Below are 23,633 nucleotides of genomic sequence, written 5' to 3' on the forward strand. Positions count from 1 at the left end.
TCGGCCCGGGGAGGGCCCGGGCCGACGGCGGGCCGGGCTCAGCCCAGGTCGGGCGCGAGCAGCGCGCGGACGCCCTCGATGTTGGCCGCCAGGTAGGCGCGCAGGCTGGGCGGGACGACGTTGACCGAGGTGACGCCCTCCCGGGTGAAGGGCAGCCGGACCACCTCGTACTCCCCGTTGGGCTCCTCCACCTCGGGGCCGTGCCGCCGGGTGAGGTCCATCGAGGCGAGCCGGCAGACGAAGAAGTGCTGCACCTTGACCCCGTGCGGGTGGAGCACGGTGCCGTCGTCGACGGGGGTCCCCCCGCCCGGAGGGTGGGGGTGGGTGTGGCTGACGGTGTCGACGAAGGCGGGGACGACGTCCACCACCTTGCCGCCGAGCTCCTCGTCCACCTCGCGGTGCAGGGCGTCGACGACGGTGCGGTCGCCATCCTCGACGCCGCCGCCCGGGGTGATCCAGTACGGGTGCGGGGAGCCGGGCCGGGTTCGTTTGATCAGCACGATCGAGGCCGGGCCGTGCGGGTCGTCCGGGTCGATTTCCAGCAGGATCGCCCGGGCGGTGCGTTTGACGACGGGGCGGGGCGGGGTGCCCATGGCGACCTCCGGGGCTGGAGCGTTGTGCGGGAGTCTCCCGCAGGCCGCGGGGGCCGAAACACCGGGGCGTGCGGGTCCGTCCGTCAGCGGGGTGCTCACGGCGGCGATGGATCTGGGATAGTGAAGATGAACGTTATGCAGATCATGTAATTATCGGCAAAGTCCGAACTTTTTCCTTTGATTCCAAGGAAATTACCGAGAGAACGGTGTGAGAGTGATTGCAGCCGCGTGCTCCCTGTGCTGCAATGAGCCACTATCGGGCGAATCGGAGCACCTCACTCCGCATGCCCTGCTGTGCAATGACTCGGGCTGGGGGCTGGGTGTGGCCATGGATCAGATCGCAGACCGCACGACACCGTCGCGCACGGGCCGGCAGCCCACGGCCGTCTCCCCGCCCGTCTCCCCACCCGTCGCCCAGGCCGGCCGGTTGGCCGCCGTCGCCGGGCAACTGCCCCGCAGTGTCGGCGCGATGAACCCGCCCTCCGTCCTCTGACCCTCCTCGTGCCCCATGGGCTGCCCACCCCGATCCCCCTCGTGCACCGTCGGAAGAAGCACACCTTGTCCACCGCGTTCCCCGGCATGGACGATGAGGGCGGAACGGGGAGAGGTGGCGCAAAACCGTCAAATCGGCCGCACGGCCCGCACAGCCGCACTCCCTCCCATGTCAGCGAACTGCACATGCCGGGCCACCCGCGGACCCACGGCCCGCACTTCCCGGCAGAACGAGAGGTACTGGCGCCATGCAGCACAGCACGATCCAGGGCCACCTGCTGATGAACCTGGTGGTCTCCCCCGAGCTCTCCTTCCGCATCGTGGTCGACCTCGGCTACGACCCCGTCGACCCGTACGCGCTCCGGTGCACCTTCCACCTGCCCGGCGACGAGCCGGTCAGCTGGGTCTTCGCCCGCGAGTTGCTGCTCGACGGGATCAGCGGGCCGGCGGGCGAGGGCGACGTGCACATCCACCCGGTCGGCGAGGAGCTCTCCGAGGTCTGCATCGTGCTGCACTCCCCCGGCGGGGACGCCGTGCTGCGCGCCTCCGCGCCCCCGCTGATCGCCTTCCTGGCCCGCACCGACCGGCTGGTGCCGATGGGGCAGGAGCTCACCGGCGGCGAACTCGACGCCCAGCTCGCGGACATCCTCAGAGGGTGTGAGCGGTGACCGGTCGCCCGGCCGGAACGGCGGAAGGGGCCCGAACCCGGTGAGAACCGGGTGCGGGCCCCTTCGCACGGGGCGCTGCTCGTACGGGGCGCCACGGGCGGCGGCTCAGTCGTCGTCGCCGAGCGCCAGGTTGAGGCCCCAGGAGACCAGGCTGATGATCAGCGCGCCGAACAGCGCGGCCCAGAAGCCGTCGACGTGGAAGTCCAGGTTGAGCTTGTCCGAGGCCCAGGAGGTCAGCCAGAGCATCAGGGCGTTGATGACGAAGGTGATCAGCCCCAGGGTGAGGATGAACAGGGGCAGCGAGAACAGCTTCACCACCGGCTTGATGAGCCAGTTCACCACGCCGAAGACCAGCGCCACGGCGATCACCGTCAGGGTCTTGTGCTGCCAGTCGTCGCCGGTCAGCGTGATGCCGGTGACGATCCAGGCGGCCACCCAGATGGCGGCCGCGTTGATAAGTGTCTTGATGACGAAACCCTTCATGGGGCCAGCGTCGCAGGCCGGTCGGGCGGGGGGAAGGTCTGGACCGGCATGTTTGGTGTTGAATGCCCCAGGACCCGGGCCAGGACGAGGAAGGCGCCCCCGATGAAGCTGTTCCGGCTGGACGAACTGGACGCCGAGCGCGCCGCCAACGACGGCGCCTATCTGCGCTTCCTGCGCGAGCCGCGGATGTCCGCCGGCCTCTACGCGCTCTCCCCCGGCGACACCGATCCGCAGACCGCGCACGCCCAGGACGAGATCTACCAGGTGATCAGCGGCCGGGCCGAGTTGACCGTCGGCGACGAGACCACGACGGTCGCCCGCGGGACGGTGGTCTACGTCCCGGCGGGCGTGCCGCACCGGTTCCACCACATCACCGAGGAACTGCGGGTGCTGGTGGTGTTCTCCCCGCCCGAGGACTGAACGGGTCCGCGACCGAGGACTGAACGGCTCCGCGGCCGGGGGCTGAACGGCTCCCCGCCCGAGGACTGAACGGCTCCGTGGCCGGGGCGGCGGCCCGGTTAGGGTCGGGGTATGAGCCTGAGCCTGACGGAAGAACTCTGGGCGGCGATCGAGCCGGTCTACGCCAAGATCCTCGACCACCCCTTCATCGGCGGTCTCACCGACGGCACCCTGCCGCGCGAGGCGTTCCGCCACTTCGTCGTCCAGGACTCGCACTATCTGCGCGACTACGCCCGCGCGCTCGCCGTCTGCGCCGCCAAGGCGCCCGGCGAGGAGGACGTGCGGGCCTTCGCCGACGACGCGGTCGGCGCGCTGGCGGCCGAGCAGGGCATGCACGCCGACTTCATGACCGCCTTCGGCGGCAGCGCGGAGGCGGCCGCCGCCGAGCCGGTGCTGCCCACCACCCGCGCGTACACCAGCTACCTGCTGGCCACCGTCTACGGCGGCTCCTTCGCGGAGGCCGTCGGCGCGGTGCTGCCCTGCTACTGGATCTACGCCAGGGTCGGTGGTGAACTGCTCGCCAAGGGCTCCCCCGACCCGCTGTACGCCAAGTGGATCGCCACCTACGGCGACGAGGCGTTCCAGTCCGTGGTGCGCCGGGTCCTCGCGCTCACCGACCGGCTCGGCGAGGAGATCTCCCCTGCCGAACGCCGCCGGGTGGTGGAGCACTTCACCACCACCTCGCGGTACGAGTGGATGTTCTGGGACGCCGCCTGGCGTGGCGAGACCTGGCCGGTCTGACCTCGTTCCCTCCCCGCGGCCGCGCGGGGAGGGAACGCACGGACGCGGTCAGCCCGCGACGAAGACGCCGGTGAGGTCGGCGATCACGTGGGTGTAGCCGTCGTTGTTGTAGATGCTGACGAGTCCGCCGTCGGTTCTGGTGGTGACGGAGTTGGCCACGGTCTGGCCGGCGGTGAAGTTGAGGCTGGACGTGTCAGGCCTGGCCGCCGCGGCGGCGGGGTACACCGTGAGGTGGCCGTCGGTGGTCGGCTCGGTGGCGGTCACGTTGAGGGCCGCGCCCATGAGGTGGTTCTGGACCACGGGGACGGTGCGGGTGCCGCCGGGTTCCAGGGGCGTCGAGCTCCGCGTGTCGTACGCCCGGACCGGGGTGGTGAGCGCGCTGAACAGCCCGGCACCGGAGGGGCCGTAGAAGCCGACGAGGTCGACGACGACGTCCACCGAGCCGACGTGGTTGAAGACGTCGATCCTCCCGTCGGCGCCGACCGGGACCACGACCTGGTTCGCAACGGTCCGTCCCGGGGCGAAGTTGACGTTCGAGCCCACGTACGGCCGCTCCCTGCCGGTCGGGTAGACCGTCAGGTAGCTGTCCATGGTCCCTTCGGTGGCGGTGACGTTGAGGATCACCGCGCGGGCGTCGGCCGTGCCGAGCTCCGGCTTGGCGACCTGGACCGAACGGACGCCGCCCCAGCCGAGCCGGCCGCCGTCGGTTCGGCTGTCGACCAGCCGCGAGGGCGTCAGGGGCGCGTACTTGTCGGCCGCACCGGCCCGGTAGTAGCCGACCACGTCCAGGACGACGTCGGTGGTGCCGGCGTGGTTGTAGACGGTGATCGCCGGATTGGTGCCGGGGGCGACCGCGACGGTGACCAGGTTCGACACCGTCTTGCCGGCCGTGAAGTTGAGGCTTGAGGTGGCCGGGACGGTACCGGGGTGGCCGGCCGCGCTGAGCGAGAGGTAGCCGTCGGCGGTCGGGTCGGTGGCGGTCACGTTGACCACCACCGCCGTCGTGTCGGCGGGCACGACCGGGTAGGTGGCCGGCGGCATGTGCGAGCTGAACGCGACGAGCGGGGTCGTGTAGTACTCGTCGGGGTTGAGCGGCCGCTGCTGGCCGTTCGGGACGAACAGGGCGTCCCGGGTGTCCAGTACCCGGGTCGGGCTCATCCCGGTGAAGCCGGCCGGGGTGGTGAAGTCGTCCGCCGGGGCGGCGACGACGGGCGGGGCGGCGACGACGGCCGGGGCGGCGAGGGCGGCCGGGGCCGCGAGGACGGCGGGCCCGGTGAGGACCAGTGCGGTGAGGACGGCGAGGGCGGTGGCGGGTCTTGCGCGCATGCGGACTCCCCCTGCGACGGCAGCCTCCGGCCTCGACCCGGAGGTCTCTGCCTGGGTAGACCGACGGGCGGGGAAAAGGTTGTGGGGCTCGGGCGAACCTTTACCCGGCCGCGCCGGGCGGCCCGCCCCCACCGGGGGAACGGGCCGCCGGGCGGATCATCGCCGGGGCCGCGGCCGGGGCGACGTGAGGGGCCGCGGCCGGAGCGGCGCCCGCGGCGACGGGCGCGTCAGGCTCAGGGCCGTGAGCACGGCCACGGAGAGGGCGGGTCGAACACGCATGACGGGAATCCCCTCGGACAGTGACCTCCGAACTCCCCCCGGAGGTCCGTGTACTGAGAGACGTGCGACCCGCCGGTGGGTCGCTGCCGGTTTCGAAGATCTTTCCGGGGTGTTCCCGCGCACATTCCGAGGGTTTCCCCCCGGGGCGGGGTCAGGGGCGATCTCCGGGTTCTCTCCGGGCCGTTGGCTCTCGTTCCGGCACTTGCGTCCCCGTACGATCGAAGTATCGAAAGCAAGCGGGATGCGGCACCGGACGGCAGCCGGCCCGAGGGGAGAGAAGGAACGGACATGGCTGAGTTCTGGAAGTCGCTGCCCTCGTGGGTGCGCAACATCGTCGTCCCGGTGCTGGTGCTGATCCTGGCCTGGAACGTCATCGGATTCGTCTTCGGCGTGGTGGGCGCGCTGCTGAGCCTGGCCTTCAAGCTGCTGGTGGTGGTCGGGATCGCCGCCGCCGTCGTGATCCTCGTGAAGAAGGCCGCCAAGAGCTAGCCACCGGCCCTTCGGACGCCCGTACCCCGTCGGCGGGGGTGCGGGCGTCAGTCGTTCGCGGGCACGCCGGTGCGGGCGGCCCGGTCGAGCAGCAGCACCGTGTCGAGGTCCCAGAACGGCTGCCAGCGCTGGGCGCGGGCGCGGGAGAGGTCGAGGGTGACGCTGTGGGCGAGCTGGTCGACCGCGTACGGGGTCAGGCCGGGGAGACGCCCGGTGCGGGCGGCCAGCCGGGCCAGGGGTGCGGGCACGTGGCCGATCCGCGCCCGGACGCCGTGCGCGGCGAGCACCCTGCGGACGGCGTCGTCGCGCCGGTAGTGCCGGCCGTCGGCGATGTTGTACGCGCCCGGCGTCCAGGCGGCGCGACCGGTCAGGCCCAGTGCGGCCAGGCAGGCGTCGGCGAGGTTCTGCACGGCGGTGAGGCTGATCCGGACGTCGCCGCCCGGGAGCAGCAGCAGACCGCGGCGGGCGCGGGCCAGCAGCTGCGGGGCGAGGTGCGGGTCGCCCGGCCCGTAGACGGCGCGCGGGCGCAGCACGACGGCGCCCGCCGCCAGCGCGATCCGTTCACCGGCCGCCTTGGTGCGCCCGTACGCGTTGAGGTGGCCGCCGTCGGTGGGGTGGTGCTCCATGACGGATTCGCGGCCGATCCGGGGGTCGTAGACGCTGGCGCTGCTCACCCAGACGACCGGGCGGCCGGCGGCGGCGCGCATCAGGCGTTCGGTGCCGGTGACGTTGACGGCGTACTGGCCGGCCTCGCCGGGGGAGCCCGGGGGCAGGTCGGCGACGGCTGCCGCGCAGTGCACCACCACGTCGACGCCGGTCAGGTCCGGCTCCTCGACGGTGGCGTCCCAGCGGACGTGCCGGCCGACCGGCCCGGGGGAGCGGCCGTAGCAGTGCACGTCGAGGCCGAGTGCGGCGGCGGCGAGGGCGACGTGCGAGCCGCAGAAGCCGCCGGCGCCGGTGACGGCTATCCGCATCGGCCGGCCCCCGCGTGGACGGTGAGCTCCGCGTAGCCGGGCAGGGCGGAGCGGCGGTCGACGCGGGCGCGGGCGACCACCGGGCGGTGGGGGGCGAGGGCGAGCAGGAGGTCGGCGAGCTGGGCGCGGGCCAGGCCGGCGCCGGGGCAGGCGTGCGGGCCCGCGCCGAAGACGGCCTGGGTGGCGGACGCGGTGGTGGCGGGGGCGGTCCGGTGGGCCTGGGCGGCGTGCCGGGCGACCAGGACCAGCCGGTCGCCGGCCCGGACCGGGTAGCCGGCCACGGTGGCGTCGGCGGCGGCCACCCGGGGGAGCAGCGGTGAGGGGGCGGTCAGCCGGAGGAGTTCGGCGGCCAGCCGGGGTGCGGTCGCGGCGTCCACGGCGGGCCAGAGGCCGGCGTCGGCGCACCAGGCGGCGGCGCGGGGGAGGGCGGCCACGGTGGTGTTGACGGCGGCGACGGTGAGCATGGCGTGGAGCGGGTCGGGGAGCAGGGCGGTGAGTTCGGCCGCGGCTGCGGTGGCGGCGGCGCGGCGGCCGGGGAGGCGCGGGCCGGGCAGGTGGTCGCCGGCGGCGGCCGCGGCGGCCTCGGCGGCGGCCCGGGCGAGCGTGCGCGGGCCGGCGTCGGAGCCGGTCAGTGCGGCGGCCGTCACGCCGGCCAGCTCCCTTGCGAGGTCGACGAGTTCGAGTGAGCCGGTGGCGAGGGCCGGGACGCGCTCGGCGAGCACGGCCTGCCAGTGCGGGCGGATCCGGTCCAGCGCTCCCCCGGCCAGGTCGGCGGCCAACGCGCGGCGGGCGGAGCGGTGTTCGTCACCCTCCTGGTCGAAGAGCATTCCGCCGTCGGTGAGTTCGGAGGCGGCTCCGCCGGTGGTGCCGGGTGCGGTGCGGTCGAGCGGGACGCGGGTGAGCGTCTCCCGGTAGGCGTCGGTGCCGTGCACCAGGACGGTCCGGCCGAGCCGGAGGACCGGGCGGCGGCGGGTGCCGCAGAGCAGCGCGAACAGGACGGGGTGGCTGCGCAGGTAGACCCGGCGGTCGCGGCGGCGGGCGGCCCGGGAGGAGGCGGCGGTCAGGAGGGAGGCGGCGGTCGCGGCGGAGGCGGTGGTGGGCGTCGTGGAGGCGGTCCTCATGCGGTCAACTCCCGTGCGCAGTAGGCCGAGGCGGCCGTCCGGTCGGGCTTGCGGGAGCGGCCGGCCAGCGGCACCTCGCCGAACAGCACCGCATCCGGGCGGGCGGAGCCCATCCGGTCCAGCGGGCCCTGCAGCGCGGTGCGCAGCCCGTGCGGGTCGGTGCCGGGGCGGGGCTGGACCAGGGCGACCAGCCGTTCGTCACCCGGTGCGCCGGCGCGCGGGACGCCGACCAGGACGGCGAGTTCGACGCCGGGCAGGTGCAGTGCCGGCTCGTACAGGCCGGGGTAGATGTTCTCGGCGCCCCGCAGCACCATGTCCTTGAGGCGTCCGGCGAGCACGATCCGGCCGTCCCGGGCGAGGGCGGCGCGGTCGCCGGTGCGGACCCACGGGTCGGGCTCCTCGCCGAGGTAGCGGTGGCGGGCGCCGGGGCCGGTGAGCAGCAGCTCGCCGTCCGGGCCGAGGTCGGTGCGGACGCCCGGCAGGGGTGCGCCGACGAGGTCTCCGGGGCCGGTGAAGGCGCTCTTCTCGGCCTCCTCGACGGCGGCGGCCGGGAACAGCTCGGTGAGGGCGTACACGCCCCAGGCCTGGTCGGCGCCGGCCTCCTTGACCCGGCGCAGCAGGGCGGCGTCGGCGGGGGCGGAGCCGGTCCAGACGCGGCCGTGGAAGCGTGCCCCGGAGCGGAGGGCGGCGCGCAGCTGGGGTGGGGTGAGGTAGGTCTGGGCCGGTGCCGACCGGGTGAGCTGGCGGGCCAGCGCGGCGGGCGTCCGGGCCGGGAGGGCGACGGTGGCGCCGGCGGCGAGGGAGGGGACGAGGACGAAGAAGGTGCCGCCGAGCACGGTCGTGCCGGGGCGGGGGCCGACCAGCTCGGTGACCGTCCGCAGGCCGGCCGCCAGCCCCTCCCGGGTGTGGACGACGGCGCGCGGGCGGGCGGTGGTGCCGGAGGTGAAGACGATCACTGCGTCGGTGTCGCGGCCGCCGGTGCGGGGCGCGGGAGCGGTGGTGGCACCGGTCCGCAGCCGGGGCGCGCAGCCGGGCAGCCGGCGGCCGAGGGTGGCGACCGGGCCGAGTGAGGTCAGCCGGGGCAGGGCGAGGTCGGCGCGGCGGGCGAGCGGACCGGCCCAGCCGGCCACCGCCTGGGCGGCGGCGTCGGCGAGCACCAGGTCGGGCCGGGCGAGGGCGAGGCGGGCGGCGAGGACGTCCGGTCCGGCGGCCGGGTCGAGGACGGCGATCCGCAGGCCGAGCCGGTGCGCGGCCAGCATCACGGCGAGTGCCCCGGGGCCGGGGCGGACGGCGACGCCGAGGGTGGCGCCGTCGGTGAGGCCGCGGGCGTGCAGGGCGGCGGCGTAGACGTCGGCGAGGTCGGCGAGGTCGCCGCGGCGGATCCGGACCCTGGCCGCGCCGGTGCGGGTGTGGTGCAGCACGGCGGGCCGGTCGGGGTGGACGGTGCGCAGGGCGTGGGCGAGCCGGTCGAGCACGGTGTGTCCTCAGCGGAGCGGGATCGGTGAGCGGGCGTTGGGCGGGCGGTCAGCGGTCAGCGGTCAGCGGTCAGCGGTCGGCGGGCGGCCGGCGGCGGGCGCTCGGTGGGCGTTCGGCGGGCGGCCGGCGGCGCCCAGCGGGGCGGGCGAGCAGCGGCGGTTCAGCGGACGTCGGCGGAGCGCGGGCCGGCGCCGCGCTCCAGGTACCAGCGGGCGGTGCCGACCACGCCGTACGCGCGGATCCGGCGGGTGGAGTTCTGCACCACCATGTCGCGGCGGTGGACGATCGCGGTGGTGTGCCGGCGCACCCGGTTGATGAACATCCGGTCGGTGGGCGAGGGCCGGCGCGGCATCCCGCCGACCGCCTCGTACAGCTCGGCGGTGATCGCCATGTTGTTGCCCGCGTGCATCCGGTACGGGGTGAGGTAGCCGTGCCGGCGGCGGTGCGCGGGCCGGATCCGGCCGAAGAACGCGCCGACCGCGACCAGTGCCAGGAAGACCGCGCGCCCGGCCGGCCCGTGCTCGTCCCGGCGGGCGGTGACCCGGCCGCAGACCAGGCCGCGGGCTTCGAGCATCCCCGCCCGGGCGGCGGCCGTCCAGCCGGGTTCGGGCAGGCAGTCGGCGTCGGTGCGGGCGAGCAGGGTGGCGCCGTGTGCGATGGCGTGCCGGAAGCCGGTGTCGATCGCCGAGCCGACCCCCTTCTCCGGCTCGACCAGCACCTCGACCGGGAACGGCGCCCGCCCGGCGAAGGCCCGGACCTTCGCCACGGTGGCGTCGGTGGAGCCGTTGTCGGCCACCAGCAGGGTGAACTCCCGGTCCCGCTGGGCGGCGAGGGCGTTCAGCGTGCCCTCGATCCGGGCTTCCTCCTGGTAGGCGGGGACGACCACCCACAGGTCGGTCATGACGCCTCCCAGACCATCGTCATCAGGCTGACGCCACCGCCGAGGCCGATCAGCAGCACCTTGTCTCCCTGCTCCAGCTCCGGCCGTATTCGGTCGAGTTGGACGCCGATGGTGGCGCTGGCGATGTTTCCGAGCTCCGGCACGGTGAGGACCAGCTTCTCCGCGGGCACCCCGGTCAGCTCGACGAAGCGCTCCAGGTACGGGACGGTGACCTGGTGCACCAGCACCCGGGCGTAGTCGTCCCAGCCGAGGCCGGTGCGGGCCGCCACCCGGGTCAGGATGGCGCCGCCGATCTTCTCGAAGACGCCGCGCAACTCCTTGCCGCCGCCCCGGAAGTAGCTGTACTCGTCGCCGCGCGGGTGGCGCGAGCCGCCGCCGGGGATGCCGCCGGCTTCCCAGTGCTCGGAGGCGGTCTCGGTCTCGACGTCGAGGATGCCGCCGCGTTCGACGGCCTCGACCACGACGGCCGCGCCGGCGTCCCCGAAGGTGTAGCCCGCGAAGCCGTCGCGGAAGTCGGCGAGCCCGCCCGGGTCGCGGCGCATCGCCCGGCTGGGCGTCTCGCCGGTGACCACCAGGGCGCGCCGGGCCCGTCCGGCCAGGATCATCGCGCGGGCCAGGTCGATCCCGTTGAGGAAGCTGTTGCAGGCGTTGCTGACGTCCAGCGCGTGGGCGTGCGAGCCGAGTTCGGCCTGGACGAGGTGGGCGGTGGCCGGCTCGCAGATGTCGCGGGTGGCGGAGGCGTAGAGCAGCAGGTCGATGTCGTACGGGTCCAGGCCGCGGGCGTCGAGGGCGCGCCGGGCGGCGCCGACCGCGAGCGTGGAGGCGTACTCGCCGTCGGCGGCGAAGTGCCGGGTGACGATGCCGGTCGCCTTCTCGAACATCCGCTCCGGCAGGCGGAGCCGGCCGCCGGCCGTGACCTCGTCCTGGAGCTGTTGGGAGGTCAGGCGGAGGGCGGGCAGGTGGGATCCGACGGCGGTGATGCCGATCCGCGCGGTGGCTGCTGGGTGCATGCCTCCATGCTCCGGCGGGCAGCGCAGCGCCCACCTGAGTACGGGTACTCAGGTGGGCGCGGGCGGGCTACTCGATCGGGCGGGCCGTCCGGTGGGAGGGCCCGCCCGCGGGGCGCTACATGTTCTTGTAGTACCCGAAGAGGTCGGCGATCACGTGGGTGGAGCCGGCGTTGTTGTAGAGGTCGAAGCGGCCCTGGCCGTCGACCGGGACGGTGGAGTGGTTGGGCACGTCCAGGCCCGGGGAGGCGTTGAGGTTGCTGGTGCCGGGGCGGGCCGAGCCGGTGGCCCAGGCGATGAGGTGGGTGGTCGTGTCGGTCTCGGTGGCGGTCAGGTTGACCGCGGCCGCGACGGCGCCGGCCGGCACGCCGGTCACGGTGCGGGTGCCCCCGGGGCCGAACTTGGCGCCGCCGCCGTCGCGGGAGTCCAGCAGCCGGCTCGGGACGACCGGGGTGAACCGGCCCCGGGCGTTGGGGCTGTAGTAGCCGAAGACGTCCACGATGGCGTGGGTGCTGCCGGCGTGGTTGTAGATGTCGACGGAGCCGTCACCGCCCACCGGGACGACCACCTGGTTGGGGATGTCCCGGCCCGGAACGGTGTTGAGGTTGGAGCCGTTCACGGGGAGCTGGGAGCCCGCCGGGTGGACGGCGAAGTAGCTGTTGGCGGTGGACTCGGTGGAGGTGACGTTGAGGACCACCGAGGTCGCGTCGGCGGGGACGCCGCCGACTCCGGCCACCTTCAGCCGGCGGGTGGAGTCCGGGCCGAGGGGGGCGTTGGTGCTGCGGGTGTCCATCAGCCGGGCGGGCGCGACCGGCTGGTACCACTGGTTGCTGGTCGGGTCGAAGTAGCCGAGGACGTCCCCGACGACGTGCACCGAGCCGGCGTTGTTGCGGATGGTGACCCGGCCGTCGGGGCCGACCGGGACGGTCACCAGGTTGGCGACGTCCTGGTTGGGGCCGAAGTTGACGTTCGAGGTGATCGGCCGCGTCCCGCCGGTCGGGTAGGCGCTCAGGAAGCTGTCCGCGGTGCCCTCGGTCGCGGTCAGGTTGAGGACGACCGCCGTGGCGCCGTACGGCACCAGGGTCGCGCCGCCGTTGGCGACGGGGTGGCGGACGTCCAGGTCGAGCGTCTCGCCGGCGCCGAGTTTGTGGTTCTGGGCGCCGGCCCAGCGGGTGTCGAGCACCCGCGTCGGGGAGAGCGCCTTGAAGCCGGCGGGGTCGTAGTCGACGGTGGTGGGGAGGTTGCCGCTGCGGCTCTGGCCCGAGTCGTCGGTCACCGTCACCTTGATCGTGTGCCCGCCGGGCTGGGCGTAGGCGTGGTACGCCTTGCCGGTGGTGTTGGTGACGGGCGCGGTGCCGTCGCCGAAGTCGAAGGTGTAGCCGGTGATCGCCCAGGGCGAGGTGGTGCCGGTGGCGTCCGCCTCGAAGCCGAGCGAGTCCTGGATGTTGTTGACGCGACCGGTCAGCAGCAGGTTCATCTGACCGTCCTGGGTCACGCTGACCGGCGAGTCGACGGCGTCGCTCTTCCGTCCGCCGCGGCCGTCGATGACGGTGACCGTGGGGGTGTAGCCGCCGGCCTTGGTGTAAGTGTGCCGGACGGTCTTCTCCGGGGTGGTCACCGGCGCGCTGCCGTCCCCGAAGTCGAACGTGTACGTGAGCGCGCTGTGCCACCTGTCGTCGGCCACGGCGGTGAGGTCGACCGTCAGCGGGCCGGGGCCGGTGGGCTCCGGGTGGACGGTGCCGGCGGCCTTCAGTTCGACGCCGAGCAGGCCCTGCACCTCGTACGCCCCGCGGTCGCGGAAGCTGCCGTTCGGGCCGCTGTTGGCGACGAGCGGGTGGTCGGTGGCGTAGTTGCCCGCCAGGTCGACGTTGCCGCGGGGCGGCACCGGGTCGCCGGAGTCGATCACGGAGCTGCTGTTGTCCAGGGTCGGGACGGCGAGCGGCAGGAAGGCGTTCTCGAAGGTGACCGCGGCGTTGTTGTCGTGGGCGCCCTGACCGGTCGCGGCGAGCAGCTCGGCGGCCGACTGGTAGCCGGTGCCGGCCCAGCTGTAGGCGGGCAGGCCCTGGACGGGGTGGACGACGTTGTAGTCGACCTTGGCGTCGGCGGCGGCGCCCGCCGAGAGCGACACGCTCGACCCGTTCACGATGTTGTTGACGACCGCCGAGCCCGTGGAGGCGCCGTTCAGCGAGAGGCCCATCGTGATGCCGTTGGTCAGCGTGTTGTTGGTGACGGCCGTGCCGGTCGCGTCGGTGACGTCGATCGCGGTGGCGGTCGACTGGCTGAACTGGTTGGCGGAGACGGTGGTGAACCGCGCACCGGCGCCGACCGAGAGCCCGCGGGTGTGGTAGAAGACCGACCGGGTGACCGTGACCGCCTCGCTCTGGCCCTTGACGGCGACCGCGGGCGCCGGCGGCCCGGCGGTCTCGACGGCGTCCTCGAACCAGTTCTCGGACAGCTCCACGCGGGCCGAGCCGGCGATCTCCGTGTGCGCCAGGCCGATACCGGTGATGACCACGTCGTGGACGTTGGTGAGCCGGATCGGGGTGCCCGAGGACGGCGTGATCGACGGCTGCTGGTAGGTGCTCAGCGGAGCCAGCGCGCTGCCGCGGAAGGTGATCGGCTTGCCGATCTCGCCGGAGCGGGTGATGACGAGGTCCCCGAGCTGCTCGCTGTTCGGGGCGAGTTGGACGGTCTGTCCGGGCAGGGCCGCGTCGGCGGCCGCCTGGACGCTGCAGTACGGCTTGGCCGAGGTGCCGGTGCCGTGGTCGTCGCAGCCGGCGGACCGGCCGTTGTCGACGTAGAGGACGGTGGCGGGCTCGGCCGCGACCGCCGGGAGCGGCAGTCCGACGACTGCGGAGACCACGGCGGCGCTGACGCCGACGGCATGACGAAGGCGCACTTTGTGCTTCCCCCTGGCTTGTGAATGTCTGTTGCTGCTCGACGCGTTCGTCACCTGCACCGGTGGGGCGGTGGAGAAGTATCTGCGGAGCAGTTGTGAGCATTATGGTGCCAGGGGTGATCGTTTCGGTCACCGGGTGGCTGATAACGATCGACGGCGCACGCGTGCCCGCCCGCCGGTACGGCGGACGGGCACGTGAGGAGCCCCGGTCAGTCCGTGACGGGGATCTGCTGGACGGGCACCACCGCGCTCGCCCGGGTGGCCGGCTCCGGCTGCGCAGGGCGTCCGGTCTGCTCCGGCCGGTCCGGGCCGTTCATGCCGGCGAGCAGCTGGCGGGCCAGGCCGAGGCCGGTGCCGCCCATGGTGAGGGCCTTGGCGAACATCTCCCCCATGCCCTCGGCGCCGTTCAGCAGCACCATGTGCTCGACATTGCCGAAGGCCTCCGCGCCGGCGCGGACGATCTCGGGCCACTTCTCGGCGAGCTGCTGGGCGACGACGGCTTCCTGGTTCTCGGCCAGGGCGGCGGCCCGAGCCTTGATCGCCTCGGCCTCCGCCAGACCGAGGGCACGGGTGGCCTCGGCCGTGGCCAGACCCTTGGCCTCGGCCGCGGCCGCCTCGGCCTGGCCGGTCGCCCGGGTGGCCTCGGCGGAGGCCAGGCCGCGGGCCTTGGTGGCCTCCGCCTCGGCTCCCGCGGCCACCTTCACCCGGTTCGCCTCGGCGGCCGCCTTGAGCTCCGTCTCCTTGGCCTGCGCCTGCGCGGCCGAGATCCGGGCGTCGCGGTCGGCCTCGGCCTTGGTCCGGGTCTCGTACGCGCGGGCGTCGGCCGGCTTGCGGACGTCCGCCTGGAGCTGCTGCTCCTTGCGGTGCGCCTCCAACTCGGCGACCTTGGTCTCCTGGACCACGACCTCCTGCCGGGCGGCGGCCTGGGCCAGCGGTCCCGCCTGCTGGGCGCGGGCCGTGGCCGTCTCCAGCTCGGCCTGGTAACCGGCTTGCTGGATACCGCTGTTACGGGTCGCCTCGGCCTTGCGGGCGAAGGCCTCCTGCTCGGCCTCGGTGGCCTGCCGGTCCGCCTCCGCCTGGGCGATGCGGGCGTCGCGCATGACGGCGGCGGCGTGCGGGGCGGCGAGGTTCTGGATGTACCCGGTCGGGTCGAGGATCTCCTGGATCTGGAGCGAGTCGATGATCAGGCCGAGCTTCTCCATCTCGGTGCCCGACGCGGCGCGGGTCTCCCCGGTCAGCCGCTCGCGGTCGCGGATCATGTCCTCGACCGTCAACCCGCCGACGATGGAGCGGAGATGACCCGCGAAGACGTTGTGGACCCGGTGGCCCATCATCTGCTGCTGGTCGAGGAAGCGGCGGGCGGCGTTGGCGATCGACACCGTGTCGTCGCCGACCTTGAAGATGACCACGCCCTTGACGTGCACCGGGATCCCCTGCGACGTCACGCACTCGACGTCCAGGTCCGCCTCGTTGAGGTCGAGGGAGAGCTTGCGCACCACCTGCACGCCCGGGGTGACGAGCGTGCCGCGGCCGGTGACGATCCTGAAACCCATCCCCTCGCCGACCCCCTCGGCGCGGTGCCTGGAACCGGAGATGACCAGGGCCTCATTGGGCTCGGCGACCCGCCACATGAGTTTGAAGAGTACGACCAGGATGACGATGGAGGCGACGACCGCCCCCGAAATGCCGATCAGCATCGGCGAATTCCCCCTTCAGGGCACACCGGCTCCGTGGCTGCGCTCTGTTGCAGGATGGCGCGGAACGCGGTGGCAGCAGGAGATTCTGCGCCTCCCGTGGATCAGTTGGAAGGACATTTCGTCCCGAGTTCGCACCAGGACCGTCAAGATCGCGTCAAGGGGGCGTCAGAACGACGCCAGAAAGGACGTCGGAAGCACGTCGGGAGGCCGCCGGAAGCACGTCGGAAGGGCGTTGGCAGGACGCCGTGGACGGCCCCGGAGGGTGGGGCGCGTCAGCCCAGCGCGTGAGCGACGTAGACCGTGCGCGGCGGCTGGTACTCCACCACGACCACCGGTGTGCCGACCGCCAGCACCTCGCCGGGCACGGCCGGGTGGGCGAGGAACGCCTCGGTGCTCTGCCGCTCGCGGACGTGGACCAGCACCTCGCCGACCAGTCCTGGTCCGATCTTCCCGGTCACCCGGCCGGTAGCCCCCACCATGCCGCCAGTGTGCCACCCCTGCCCACTGGCTGGAACCCGTCTGGACCAGCGGCGATCCGCTCGCTACGGTGTTGGACGTCATGCGCAGGCAACACCGCCTGCGGACACGGGAGCTCGGAGCACCGGGCTGAGAGGACGCTGACCGGTACGTCGCTGGACGTGCCGACCGCTGCGTCGACCGCAGGAACCTGACCGGGTAATGCCGGCGTAGGGAGTAGAGGGTCTGATGACCACGTTCGACGCACAGCCGCAGTCTGCCCAGAACACCGCCGTCAGCAGCGCGGGCACCGGCTACCCGACCCCGGCCTGGCGCAAGGCCTACCGCGACGGGTCCCGTCCCGACCTGCGCGTTCCGTACCGCGAGGTCGTGCTCACCAACGGCAGGACCGTTCCGCTGTACGACACCTCCGGCCCGTACACCGATCCGTCCTACGAACCCGACGTCCGGCGCGGCCTGCCCGCGCTGCGCGACCCCTGGATCCGCCAGCGCGGCGACGTCGAGGAGTACGACGGCCGCGAGGCCCGCCCCGAGGACGACGGGATCAAGCACACCTCGCCGCGCGGCGGGAACCTGCGCAACCTCGACGCCGTCTTCCCCGGCCGCCCGCGCCGCCCCCTGCGCGGCCGCGGCGGCGCCGCCGTCACCCAACTCGCCTACGCCAAGCGCGGCATCGTGACCCCGGAGATGGAGTTCGTGGCGCTGCGCGAGGGCCTGGCGCCGGAGTACGTCCGCGCCGAGGTGGCCCGCGGCCGCGCCGTCATCCCGGTGAACGTGAACCACCCCGAGGTGGAGCCGGCCGTCATCGGCACCAACTTCCTGGTGAAGATCAACGCCAACATCGGCAACTCCGCCGTCACCTCCTCGATCGAGGAGGAGGTGGAGAAGATGACCTGGGCCACCCGCTGGGGCGCCGACACCGTCATGGACCTCTCCACCGGCCGCAACATCCACACCACCCGCGAGTGGATCCTGCGCAACTCCCCCGTGCCGATCGGCACCGTGCCGCTCTACCAGGCCCTGGAGAAGGTCGACGGCAAGGCCGAGGAACTCAGCTGGGACGTCTACCGCGACACCGTCATCGAGCAGTGCGAGCAGGGCGTCGACTACATGACCGTCCACGCCGGCGTGCTGCTCCGCTACGTGCCGCTCACCGCCCGCCGCAAGACCGGCATCGTCTCCCGCGGCGGCTCGATCATGGCCGCCTGGTGCCTGGCGCACCACCAGGAGAACTTCCTCTACAGCAACTTCGAGGAGCTCTGCGACATCCTCGCGGCCTACGACGTCACCTTCTCGCTCGGCGACGGCCTGCGCCCCGGCTCCACCGCCGACGCCAACGACGAGGCGCAGTTCTCCGAGCTGCAGACGCTGGGCGAGCTGGGCCGGATCGCCCGCGAGCGCGACGTCCAGGTGATGATCGAGGGCCCCGGCCACGTCGCGATGAACAAGATCAAGGAGAACATGGATCTCCAGAAGGAGATCTGCGACGAGGCCCCGTTCTACACGCTGGGCCCGCTCACCACCGACGTCGCGCCCGGTTACGACCACATCACCTCCGGCATCGGCGCCGCGATGATCGCCTGGTGGGGCACCGCGATGCTCTGCTACGTCACGCCCAAGGAGCACCTGGGCCTGCCCAACCGCGACGACGTGAAGACCGGCGTCATCACCTACAAGATCGCCGCCCACGCCGCCGACCTCGCCAAGGGTCACCCCGGCGCCAGCGAGTGGGACGACGCCCTCTCCGACGCCCGCTTCGAGTTCCGCTGGGAGGACCAGTTCAACCTGGCCCTCGACCCGGAGACGGCCCGTGCCTTCCACGACGAGACCCTCCCGGCCGAACCCGCCAAGACCGCCCACTTCTGCTCCATGTGCGGTCCGAAGTTCTGCTCGATGAAGATCAGCAAATCCATCAATGAGAAGTTCGGCAACGGCCAGGCCTCGCCGGAGTACGACGAGACGGCTGTCGAGGGCATGAAGACCATGTCCGAGGAGTTCAAGGCCCACGGCAACAAGGTCTACTTGCCGATGGCCGACTGACCCAGGACACCTGAGCGCCGCCCCGATCACCTCGGGGCGGCGCTCTGCTGTCTCCGGGCACCCGAAATCCCGTGGACGAGGCGGGCGGCCGGGTGCTGCCATGGTGGGACGGTTCTCCGTGCTGGGAATGGGAAACCTGTCGTACCGTCATAGTGGCTGCACAGAGCTGGCTTTGGGGGAAGCGCATGGTCAGATCAATGGCGAAGGCGGGAGCGTTCGTGACGCTCGCGGCACTCTCACTCACCGCGTGTGGAGGTTCGTCGGTTGCAGGTGATCCCAAGGAGTCCCGGACGCAGACCTCGGCTGCCGTGCCGTCCCAGTCTGCCGTGCCGTCCCGGTCTGCCGAGCCGGCCAAACCGATCCCGGCGGCGTTCGACAGTACAAGGGGATGGGAGGTCGAGGCGGGCAAGGACGGGAACCTGCGTGGTCCGGCTGTCGCATCCGACGCGGGACTGATCCTGTTCTGTTCGGTCTCCGAGGACAAGAAGACCGCGAGCGTCCTCGCCTACGACGCGAAGACCGGCGCGATCCGCTGGCGGAGCAAGCCGGTCGCGAATCCCACGCGCGACAGCCTGGACGCCGACGCCATGGTGTTCGTCACGCACAAGGCCGGTAAGGAATACGCGGTCCTCGCGGTCACGGGTGCCGAAGGCGGGGACGGCGTGAACCGGGCGAGCGGCGTCACACGGCTTGCCGCGTACGACACGGCGTCCAGCGGTGAGGCGGCGCCGGTCAAGGAGACCACGGTCCCGGACAAGGCCACCGGTTACGGCGTTCAGCGCGACGGCGGCCTCGCCGCGGTGCAACTGGGCCGGTCCACGGCCGTGGTGGACGTACTCTCGGGCCAGGTCACCACGTACGACCGGAACAACGCCGCCCTGAACGCCCCCAAGCCCTGCGAGCTGGCCTTCGGCTCCTGCAACACCAGTACGGGTGTCACAGCGCTGACCCCGGCCGGCCCGCTGGTTCAGGGCCGGGGCGCCTTCTGGGCGCTCGGCGGCTGGTTCAGCGGCGACGTGGTACCCGCAGGGGCGAGCGCCATCGTGGGCTCCAGCACAGTGACGGCCTACGGATCACCCGATGGCCATGTCGTGGCCGCGTGGCCGCCCACCGGGTACGACAACGACAGGTCCGTCTGGGCCGTGCACGACGGCGGGACCGGCCAAGTGCTCGCCACGGTCGAGTGCACGGGGAAGAAGGCCACGCCCCGACTGTCGTCCGACGGCCGCTACCTGATCGCCGACTTCGCGGTCTTCGACCTGCAGGCGAAGAAGGGCTACTGCTTCGAGGCGACCGGCGCCCGCAACCCCGTTCAACTGACCACGGTGGACAAGGACGGAACGGCGTACGGCAACGCCAAGACACCCGACCAGAACACCGGCGGCCTGAGCGATACACCGACCTCGGTCGTCCTGGCCACCGGCCAGGCATCCGCGCTCCCGGCCGGGACACTCGTCCCGGACCTGATCGGTGCGGACGCCGCGGTCTTCGGCGCCGACACCGGCATCGGCCCCGTCCTCGTCTACCCGCGGCGCTGACCCTGCCACGGCACGCCGAGCCGTCCCCGAGTCGCGCCTCGATGCCGCCCAGAAGGCATCACGTCGGCGCATTCAGACGCGATGTGCTGGTTTCGGACTGAAGTCGTCGTCGATGAAGATCTCGCAGAAGATCCGGGACGAGCACGCGACGGCTCCAGCGCGGTCCCGAGCGACTTCGACGCCGAGGCGCTGGCCGGCATGCAGGCCAAGTCCGAGGAGTTCGCCGCCCAGGGCAACCGGGTCTACCTCCCGCTCGCGGACTGACCATTCCGGACGACACCGGCCCGCGCCTCGGAGGGGAAGGCGCGAGCCGGTGTCGTGCCGCGGGGTAGCGACCGTCGACCCGGGTCGAGGCGCACCATGGACGTATGAGCCAGATGCTCCGACCGGGCCTCGCCGAGCTCACCGTCGTCGGTCAGGGCGGCGATGCGCCGATGCGGGTGATCGCGGCTGTGGCCGCCTGCCTCACCCCGATCAGCGGGCTGCACGGCGGGCTGTGGACCAAGGGGGTCTACCGGCGCCTGGTGGTCGATGTCGCTCCCGTGGCCGCGACGGGGAGGAGCCTCCCTGATCCCGGCCCGTCCGGGGACCCCCGGGCGGGGGCGAGTCCGATCCCGCAGGATCTGGTGCACGTGGAGGTCCGATCCGTCGACCTGGCCGACGCCGAGCGGGTGCGTGCAGTGATCGTCGCGGCGTACCCGCCGGTCCGCCATCCGGAGCCGGTGACCAGCCTGAGCAGCGCTGTTCTCCACACCTATCTGCTCAGCTTCGCCGTCGACACGGCCCGGGTGACGAGCTGACGGGTCGGGCCGGCCGGTGTCCGGTGAGCGGGACGCCCGGGGTGGGGTCATAGCCCGAGGATCTCGCGGATGAGGCCGAGTTTGCGCTCGGGGGAGAGGTCCCGGGGGCGGTCGGCGAGCAACCCGTTGAGGATGCTGGGGACGTCGGAGCCGTCGGGCGCCTGGATGGCGTCGATGACCTGGCACCGCAGGCCGCCGTCCCGGACGAACACCCACACGTCGTGTTCCTTGCGCGGCTCGCCGTTCTCCCTCGGTGACAGCCGCCAGGCGGGAAACCAGCCGAGCCCCTCCGCTGCCAGGCTCTCGGCGACCTCGTCCAGGACGTACTTGCCGAGTCTCCGGTATCCGAGCTCCTCGCGCAGCTCCCCGAGCGTGACTCTGAGCAGGCCGCCGGCGAGGCGGCAGCGGTCGGCCACGGTGCCGGCGTTGCCCTCGGCCTCCGTGAGAAGTCTGCCCTGCGGATTCGTTGGGTCGTTCATATTCGGGCCAACGACTACCTCCACCGGGCGATACGTCATTTCACCACCCTGGACGCAGCCAAGAGGAAAAACGGTACTGCTAAGGCGCCGCCGGGCCTTTGGGGGGGGCCGCGACGACGGTCGGGTTGACGGGTTCCGGCGAGGGCGATGCCGGGTGCCGCGGGCGTGGCCGTATCCGAGGGGGCCGACCGAATCCGAAGCCGACGGCCTTATACGAGTCGTTGAGTGCGTAGGCCAACGACACGCCGGAGCGTGGGGAAAATGCCCCACTGGCGGCAGTGCGTCACCCTTTTGCATCTTTATCATTCTTTCCTTTTCATGTTCCTGTTGCACGGTGTACTCAGTTGGTGACGGTGCATCACCACCCCTGACGGACTGCGCTCTGCGGACCTCCCGGGGTGCCGCCCGTGGCGCCCAAGGGGCGTGTACGAGGGCTTGTGGTCCGACCAGAACTCACCATCGGCGCTCCGAAATCCTCTTTTCGGGTGACGGAGCTCAACGGCGAAAAGAAAGGGTCCTGTCCTATGGCAGTCGATGCCATTCCGTCCGCCCCACCTGAGAGAGGGCGCAGACGTGCCCGACTCACGGGGGCGCTCGCTCTGCTGTCCGGGGTCACGTTGCTTGCGACGGCAGGTCTGGTCGCGAGCCCCGCACACGCCGCACCCGCGCCGGTGACGCTGGGGACCGACACCAGCTACGCGGTCCTGGGTGCCACAACGGTCACCAACACCGGTCCCAGCGTGATCAACGGGGACCTGGGGCTCAGCCCGGGCACCAGCGTGACGGGCTTTCCGCCCGGGATCGTGAACGGAGTCCAGCACGTCAACGACGCCCAGGCCGCCCAGGCCCAGTCCGACCTGGTCATCGCCTACAACGACGCCGCAGGCCGGGCCCCCACGGCCAGCCTGACGTCTCCGGGCGACATCGGCGGACTGACACTGACGCCCGGCGTCTACAAGGCGACGTCGTCGCTGAACCTCACCGGGACCGTCACTCTCGACGCCCTGGGCGATCCCAGCGCCGTCTTCATCTTCCAGATCGCCTCCACCCTCATCACTGCCCCGTCGAGCGTCGTCAGCCTGGTCAACGGGGCCCAGGCCTGCAACGTCTTCTGGCAGGTGGGAAGCTCCGCCACCATCGACGTCAACTCCTTCTTCAAGGGCAACATCATGGCCCTCGCGTCCATCACGGTGAATCACGCCTCGGTGATCGAAGGCCGTGCCCTGGCGCGCACGGGGGCCGTCACGCTGGACGACAACACCATCACGCGGGCCGCCTGCACCGTCGGCCCGCCCGGACCGAGTGGCCCGCCCGGACCGAGCGGGCCGGCGGGTCCGAGCGGGCCGGCGGGTCCGAGTGGCCCGGCGGGTCCGAGCGGTCCTGCTGGTGCTCCTGGTGCGGCCGGTTCCCCCGGTGCGCCCGGCCCCAACGGTGCGCCCGGCGTGCCCGGCGCGCCTGGCTCTCCGGGTGCCGCAGGACCTAACGGTGCCCCCGGTGTGCCTGGAGCGCCCGGTGCGCCCGGTGCTCCTGGGCCTGACGGTGCGCCCGGTGCACCCGGTTCTCCCGGTGCGCCCGGCCCCAACGGTGCTCCCGGTGCTCCCGGTGCTCCCGGTGCGAACGGCTCGCCCGGTGCGCCCGGCCCCAACGGTGCTCCCGGTGCTCCCGGTGCGCCTGGTGCGAACGGCTCGCCCGGTGCCGCCGGCCCCAACGGCGCCCCCGGTGCTCCCGGTGCACCCGGTGCGCCCGGCCCCAACGGTGCGCCCGGCGTGCCCGGCGCGCCCGGCTCTCCGGGTGCCGCCGGCCCCAACGGCGCCCCCGGCGCCCCCGGTGCGCCCGGCGCCCCCGGTGCGAACGGTTCGCCGGGTGCGAACGGCCTGCCCGGTGCGAACGGTTCGCCGGGTGCGAATGGCCTGCCCGGTGCGAACGGTTCGCCGGGTGCGAATGGCCTGCCCGGTGCCAACGGCTCGCCGGGTGCGAATGGCCTGCCCGGTGCCAACGGCTCGCCGGGTGCGAACGGTTCGCCGGGTGCCAACGGCTCGCCGGGTGCGAACGGTTCGCCGGGTGCGAACGGTTCGCCGGGTGCTCCCGGTCCGGCGGGCCCGGCAGGTCCGGCGGGTCCGGCGGGTCCGGCGGGTCCGGCAGGTCCGGCGGGGCCGGCGGGGCCACCCCAGTCTCCTGGTCACGGCGACCAGGGACACGGTGGTCATGAGCACGGTGATCACGGCAATGACCAGGGCAACCACAGCAATGCGCCGGTCGGTCACGGCAATGACCAGGGCAACCACAGCAATGCGCCGGTCGGTCACGGCAATGACCAGGGCAACCACAGCAACGCCCCGGTCGGTCACGGCAATGACCAGGGCACCCACAACAACGCCCCGGTCGGTCACGAGCAGGGCGCTCCCGTTCAGCACCAGGGGTCGGAGCAGGCACTCGCAGCCACCGGCTCGGACGGATCCGTCGGCATCGCGGTGGGTTCGGCGATCGCCGTCGTCCTGGGAGGCGCACTCGTCGTCCTCGTGAGGCGAAGCGGACGAGCCGTTGCCCGCCGGCGGCATTAGCCCTGGCAGGGGTGAACACCCGGTGTCCCCGGTGGGGTTGCCTCCTGCTCACTGACTGACGCCGCGTCGCTCGCCGGTGCCGGCCCGGAGTGTCTCCGGGCCGGCACCGCCGTGCTCCGGTGCTCGGTCGGTT

At 72.8% G+C, this 23,633-nt stretch carries 22 protein-coding genes; 10 read left to right on the forward strand and 12 right to left on the reverse strand.

Annotated features, from left to right (window positions below):
* Positions 1-38 precede the first annotated feature (38 nt).
* Positions 39-593 carry an NUDIX domain-containing protein gene (locus ACZ3YO_RS13705; protein WP_465568926.1) on the reverse strand — a complete coding sequence of 185 codons (555 nt, stop codon included), beginning with the start codon at positions 591-593 and terminating at the stop codon, positions 39-41.
* Positions 594-921: 328 nt separating this feature from the next.
* Between ACZ3YO_RS13705 and ACZ3YO_RS13710 the strand changes: the two genes are divergently transcribed.
* Both ACZ3YO_RS13710 and ACZ3YO_RS13715 read left to right on the forward strand, forming a co-directional pair.
* A complete protein-coding gene (locus ACZ3YO_RS13710; RefSeq protein ID WP_465568927.1) occupies positions 922-1,086 on the forward strand; it encodes a hypothetical protein in 165 nt (54 codons plus the stop codon).
* Between the two features lie 247 nt (positions 1,087-1,333).
* Positions 1,334-1,753 (forward strand): SsgA family sporulation/cell division regulator, encoded by a 420-nt coding sequence (locus ACZ3YO_RS13715; protein ID WP_465568929.1) that lies wholly within the window; start codon positions 1,334-1,336, stop codon positions 1,751-1,753.
* Between the two features lie 105 nt (positions 1,754-1,858).
* Here the strand turns inward: ACZ3YO_RS13715 and ACZ3YO_RS13720 are convergent, their stop codons facing one another.
* A complete protein-coding gene (locus ACZ3YO_RS13720; protein WP_396322938.1) occupies positions 1,859-2,236 on the reverse strand; it encodes a phage holin family protein in 378 nt (125 codons plus the stop codon).
* Positions 2,237-2,338: 102 nt separating this feature from the next.
* Here ACZ3YO_RS13720 and ACZ3YO_RS13725 point away from each other — a divergent pair, with 102 nt between their 5' ends.
* Together ACZ3YO_RS13725 and tenA are read left to right on the forward strand one after the other, a co-directional pair.
* Positions 2,339-2,656 (forward strand): cupin domain-containing protein, encoded by a 318-nt coding sequence (locus ACZ3YO_RS13725; RefSeq protein ID WP_396322937.1) that lies wholly within the window; start codon positions 2,339-2,341, stop codon positions 2,654-2,656.
* A 111-nt stretch (positions 2,657-2,767) separates the two neighbouring features.
* Positions 2,768-3,436 carry a thiaminase II gene (gene tenA / locus ACZ3YO_RS13730; RefSeq protein ID WP_396322936.1) on the forward strand — a complete coding sequence of 223 codons (669 nt, stop codon included), beginning with the start codon at positions 2,768-2,770 and terminating at the stop codon, positions 3,434-3,436.
* Between the two features lie 48 nt (positions 3,437-3,484).
* Here the strand turns inward: tenA and ACZ3YO_RS13735 are convergent, their stop codons facing one another.
* Positions 3,485-4,762, reverse strand: a complete 1,278-nt coding sequence (locus ACZ3YO_RS13735; protein ID WP_465568931.1) for a hypothetical protein — start codon at positions 4,760-4,762, stop codon at positions 3,485-3,487.
* Between the two features lie 567 nt (positions 4,763-5,329).
* Here ACZ3YO_RS13735 and ACZ3YO_RS13740 point away from each other — a divergent pair.
* Entirely contained in the window at positions 5,330-5,530 is a 201-nt protein-coding gene (locus tag ACZ3YO_RS13740; RefSeq protein ID WP_396322933.1) for a DUF5326 family protein, read from the forward strand.
* Between the two features lie 47 nt (positions 5,531-5,577).
* On the opposite strand, the gene ACZ3YO_RS13745 is transcribed toward ACZ3YO_RS13740, so the two are convergent.
* The 8 genes from ACZ3YO_RS13745 to ACZ3YO_RS13780 form a co-directional block, all read right to left on the reverse strand.
* A complete protein-coding gene (locus ACZ3YO_RS13745; protein ID WP_465568933.1) occupies positions 5,578-6,504 on the reverse strand; it encodes an NAD-dependent epimerase/dehydratase family protein in 927 nt (308 codons plus the stop codon).
* Positions 6,495-7,625 carry a cytochrome P450 gene (locus ACZ3YO_RS13750; protein ID WP_465568935.1) on the reverse strand — a complete coding sequence of 377 codons (1,131 nt, stop codon included), beginning with the start codon at positions 7,623-7,625 and terminating at the stop codon, positions 6,495-6,497. Before ACZ3YO_RS13750 ends, ACZ3YO_RS13745 begins: the two co-directional genes overlap by 10 nt.
* The gene (locus tag ACZ3YO_RS13755) at positions 7,622-9,100 is read right to left on the reverse strand and encodes a class I adenylate-forming enzyme family protein (protein ID WP_465568937.1); all 1,479 of its coding nucleotides are present in this window, start codon (positions 9,098-9,100) and stop codon (positions 7,622-7,624) included. The genes ACZ3YO_RS13750 and ACZ3YO_RS13755 overlap by 4 nt, the downstream gene beginning before the upstream one ends.
* A 161-nt stretch (positions 9,101-9,261) precedes the next feature.
* On the reverse strand, positions 9,262-10,002 hold the full coding sequence (locus ACZ3YO_RS13760) for a glycosyltransferase family 2 protein (protein ID WP_465568939.1): 741 nt from the start codon (positions 10,000-10,002) through the stop codon (positions 9,262-9,264).
* Positions 9,999-11,012: a 3-oxoacyl-ACP synthase III family protein gene (locus tag ACZ3YO_RS13765; RefSeq protein WP_396322928.1), complete on the reverse strand. Its 1,014-nt coding sequence runs from the start codon at positions 11,010-11,012 to the stop codon at positions 9,999-10,001. Before ACZ3YO_RS13765 ends, ACZ3YO_RS13760 begins: the two co-directional genes overlap by 4 nt.
* 115 nt (positions 11,013-11,127) lie before the next feature.
* Entirely contained in the window at positions 11,128-13,908 is a 2,781-nt protein-coding gene (locus ACZ3YO_RS13770; RefSeq protein WP_465568941.1) for a PKD domain-containing protein, read from the reverse strand.
* A 209-nt stretch (positions 13,909-14,117) separates the two neighbouring features.
* Complete coding sequence (locus ACZ3YO_RS13775; protein WP_465568943.1) at positions 14,118-15,605, reverse strand: flotillin family protein; 1,488 nt, start codon at positions 15,603-15,605, stop codon at positions 14,118-14,120.
* 272 nt (positions 15,606-15,877) lie between these two features.
* The gene (locus ACZ3YO_RS13780) at positions 15,878-16,084 is read right to left on the reverse strand and encodes a hypothetical protein (RefSeq protein WP_465549084.1); all 207 of its coding nucleotides are present in this window, start codon (positions 16,082-16,084) and stop codon (positions 15,878-15,880) included.
* Positions 16,085-16,310: 226 nt separating this feature from the next.
* On the opposite strand from ACZ3YO_RS13780, the gene thiC reads away from it, so the two are divergent.
* The 4 genes from thiC to ACZ3YO_RS13800 all read left to right on the forward strand — a co-directional run bounded on the left by thiC (position 16,311) and on the right by ACZ3YO_RS13800 (position 20,460).
* Positions 16,311-18,122, forward strand: coding sequence for a phosphomethylpyrimidine synthase ThiC (gene thiC, locus ACZ3YO_RS13785; protein ID WP_465568945.1), 1,812 nt, complete (start codon positions 16,311-16,313; stop codon positions 18,120-18,122).
* 71 nt (positions 18,123-18,193) lie between these two features.
* Positions 18,194-19,660, forward strand: coding sequence for a hypothetical protein (locus ACZ3YO_RS13790; protein ID WP_465568947.1), 1,467 nt, complete (start codon positions 18,194-18,196; stop codon positions 19,658-19,660).
* Between the two features lie 81 nt (positions 19,661-19,741).
* Complete coding sequence (locus ACZ3YO_RS13795; RefSeq protein ID WP_465568949.1) at positions 19,742-19,924, forward strand: thiamine biosynthesis protein ThiC; 183 nt, start codon at positions 19,742-19,744, stop codon at positions 19,922-19,924.
* Positions 19,925-20,028: 104 nt separating this feature from the next.
* The gene (locus tag ACZ3YO_RS13800; protein WP_465568951.1) at positions 20,029-20,460 is read left to right on the forward strand and encodes a hypothetical protein; all 432 of its coding nucleotides are present in this window, start codon (positions 20,029-20,031) and stop codon (positions 20,458-20,460) included.
* A 47-nt stretch (positions 20,461-20,507) separates the two neighbouring features.
* Here ACZ3YO_RS13800 and ACZ3YO_RS13805 read toward each other — a convergent pair whose 3' ends face one another.
* On the reverse strand, positions 20,508-20,939 hold the full coding sequence (locus tag ACZ3YO_RS13805; protein WP_465568953.1) for a hypothetical protein: 432 nt from the start codon (positions 20,937-20,939) through the stop codon (positions 20,508-20,510).
* Positions 20,940-21,424: 485 nt separating this feature from the next.
* On the opposite strand from ACZ3YO_RS13805, the gene ACZ3YO_RS13810 reads away from it, so the two are divergent.
* A complete protein-coding gene (locus ACZ3YO_RS13810; RefSeq protein WP_465568955.1) occupies positions 21,425-23,500 on the forward strand; it encodes an ice-binding family protein in 2,076 nt (691 codons plus the stop codon).
* Positions 23,501-23,633 lie beyond the last annotated feature (133 nt).

Source organism: Kitasatospora sp. NPDC022785, assembly GCF_055561295.1.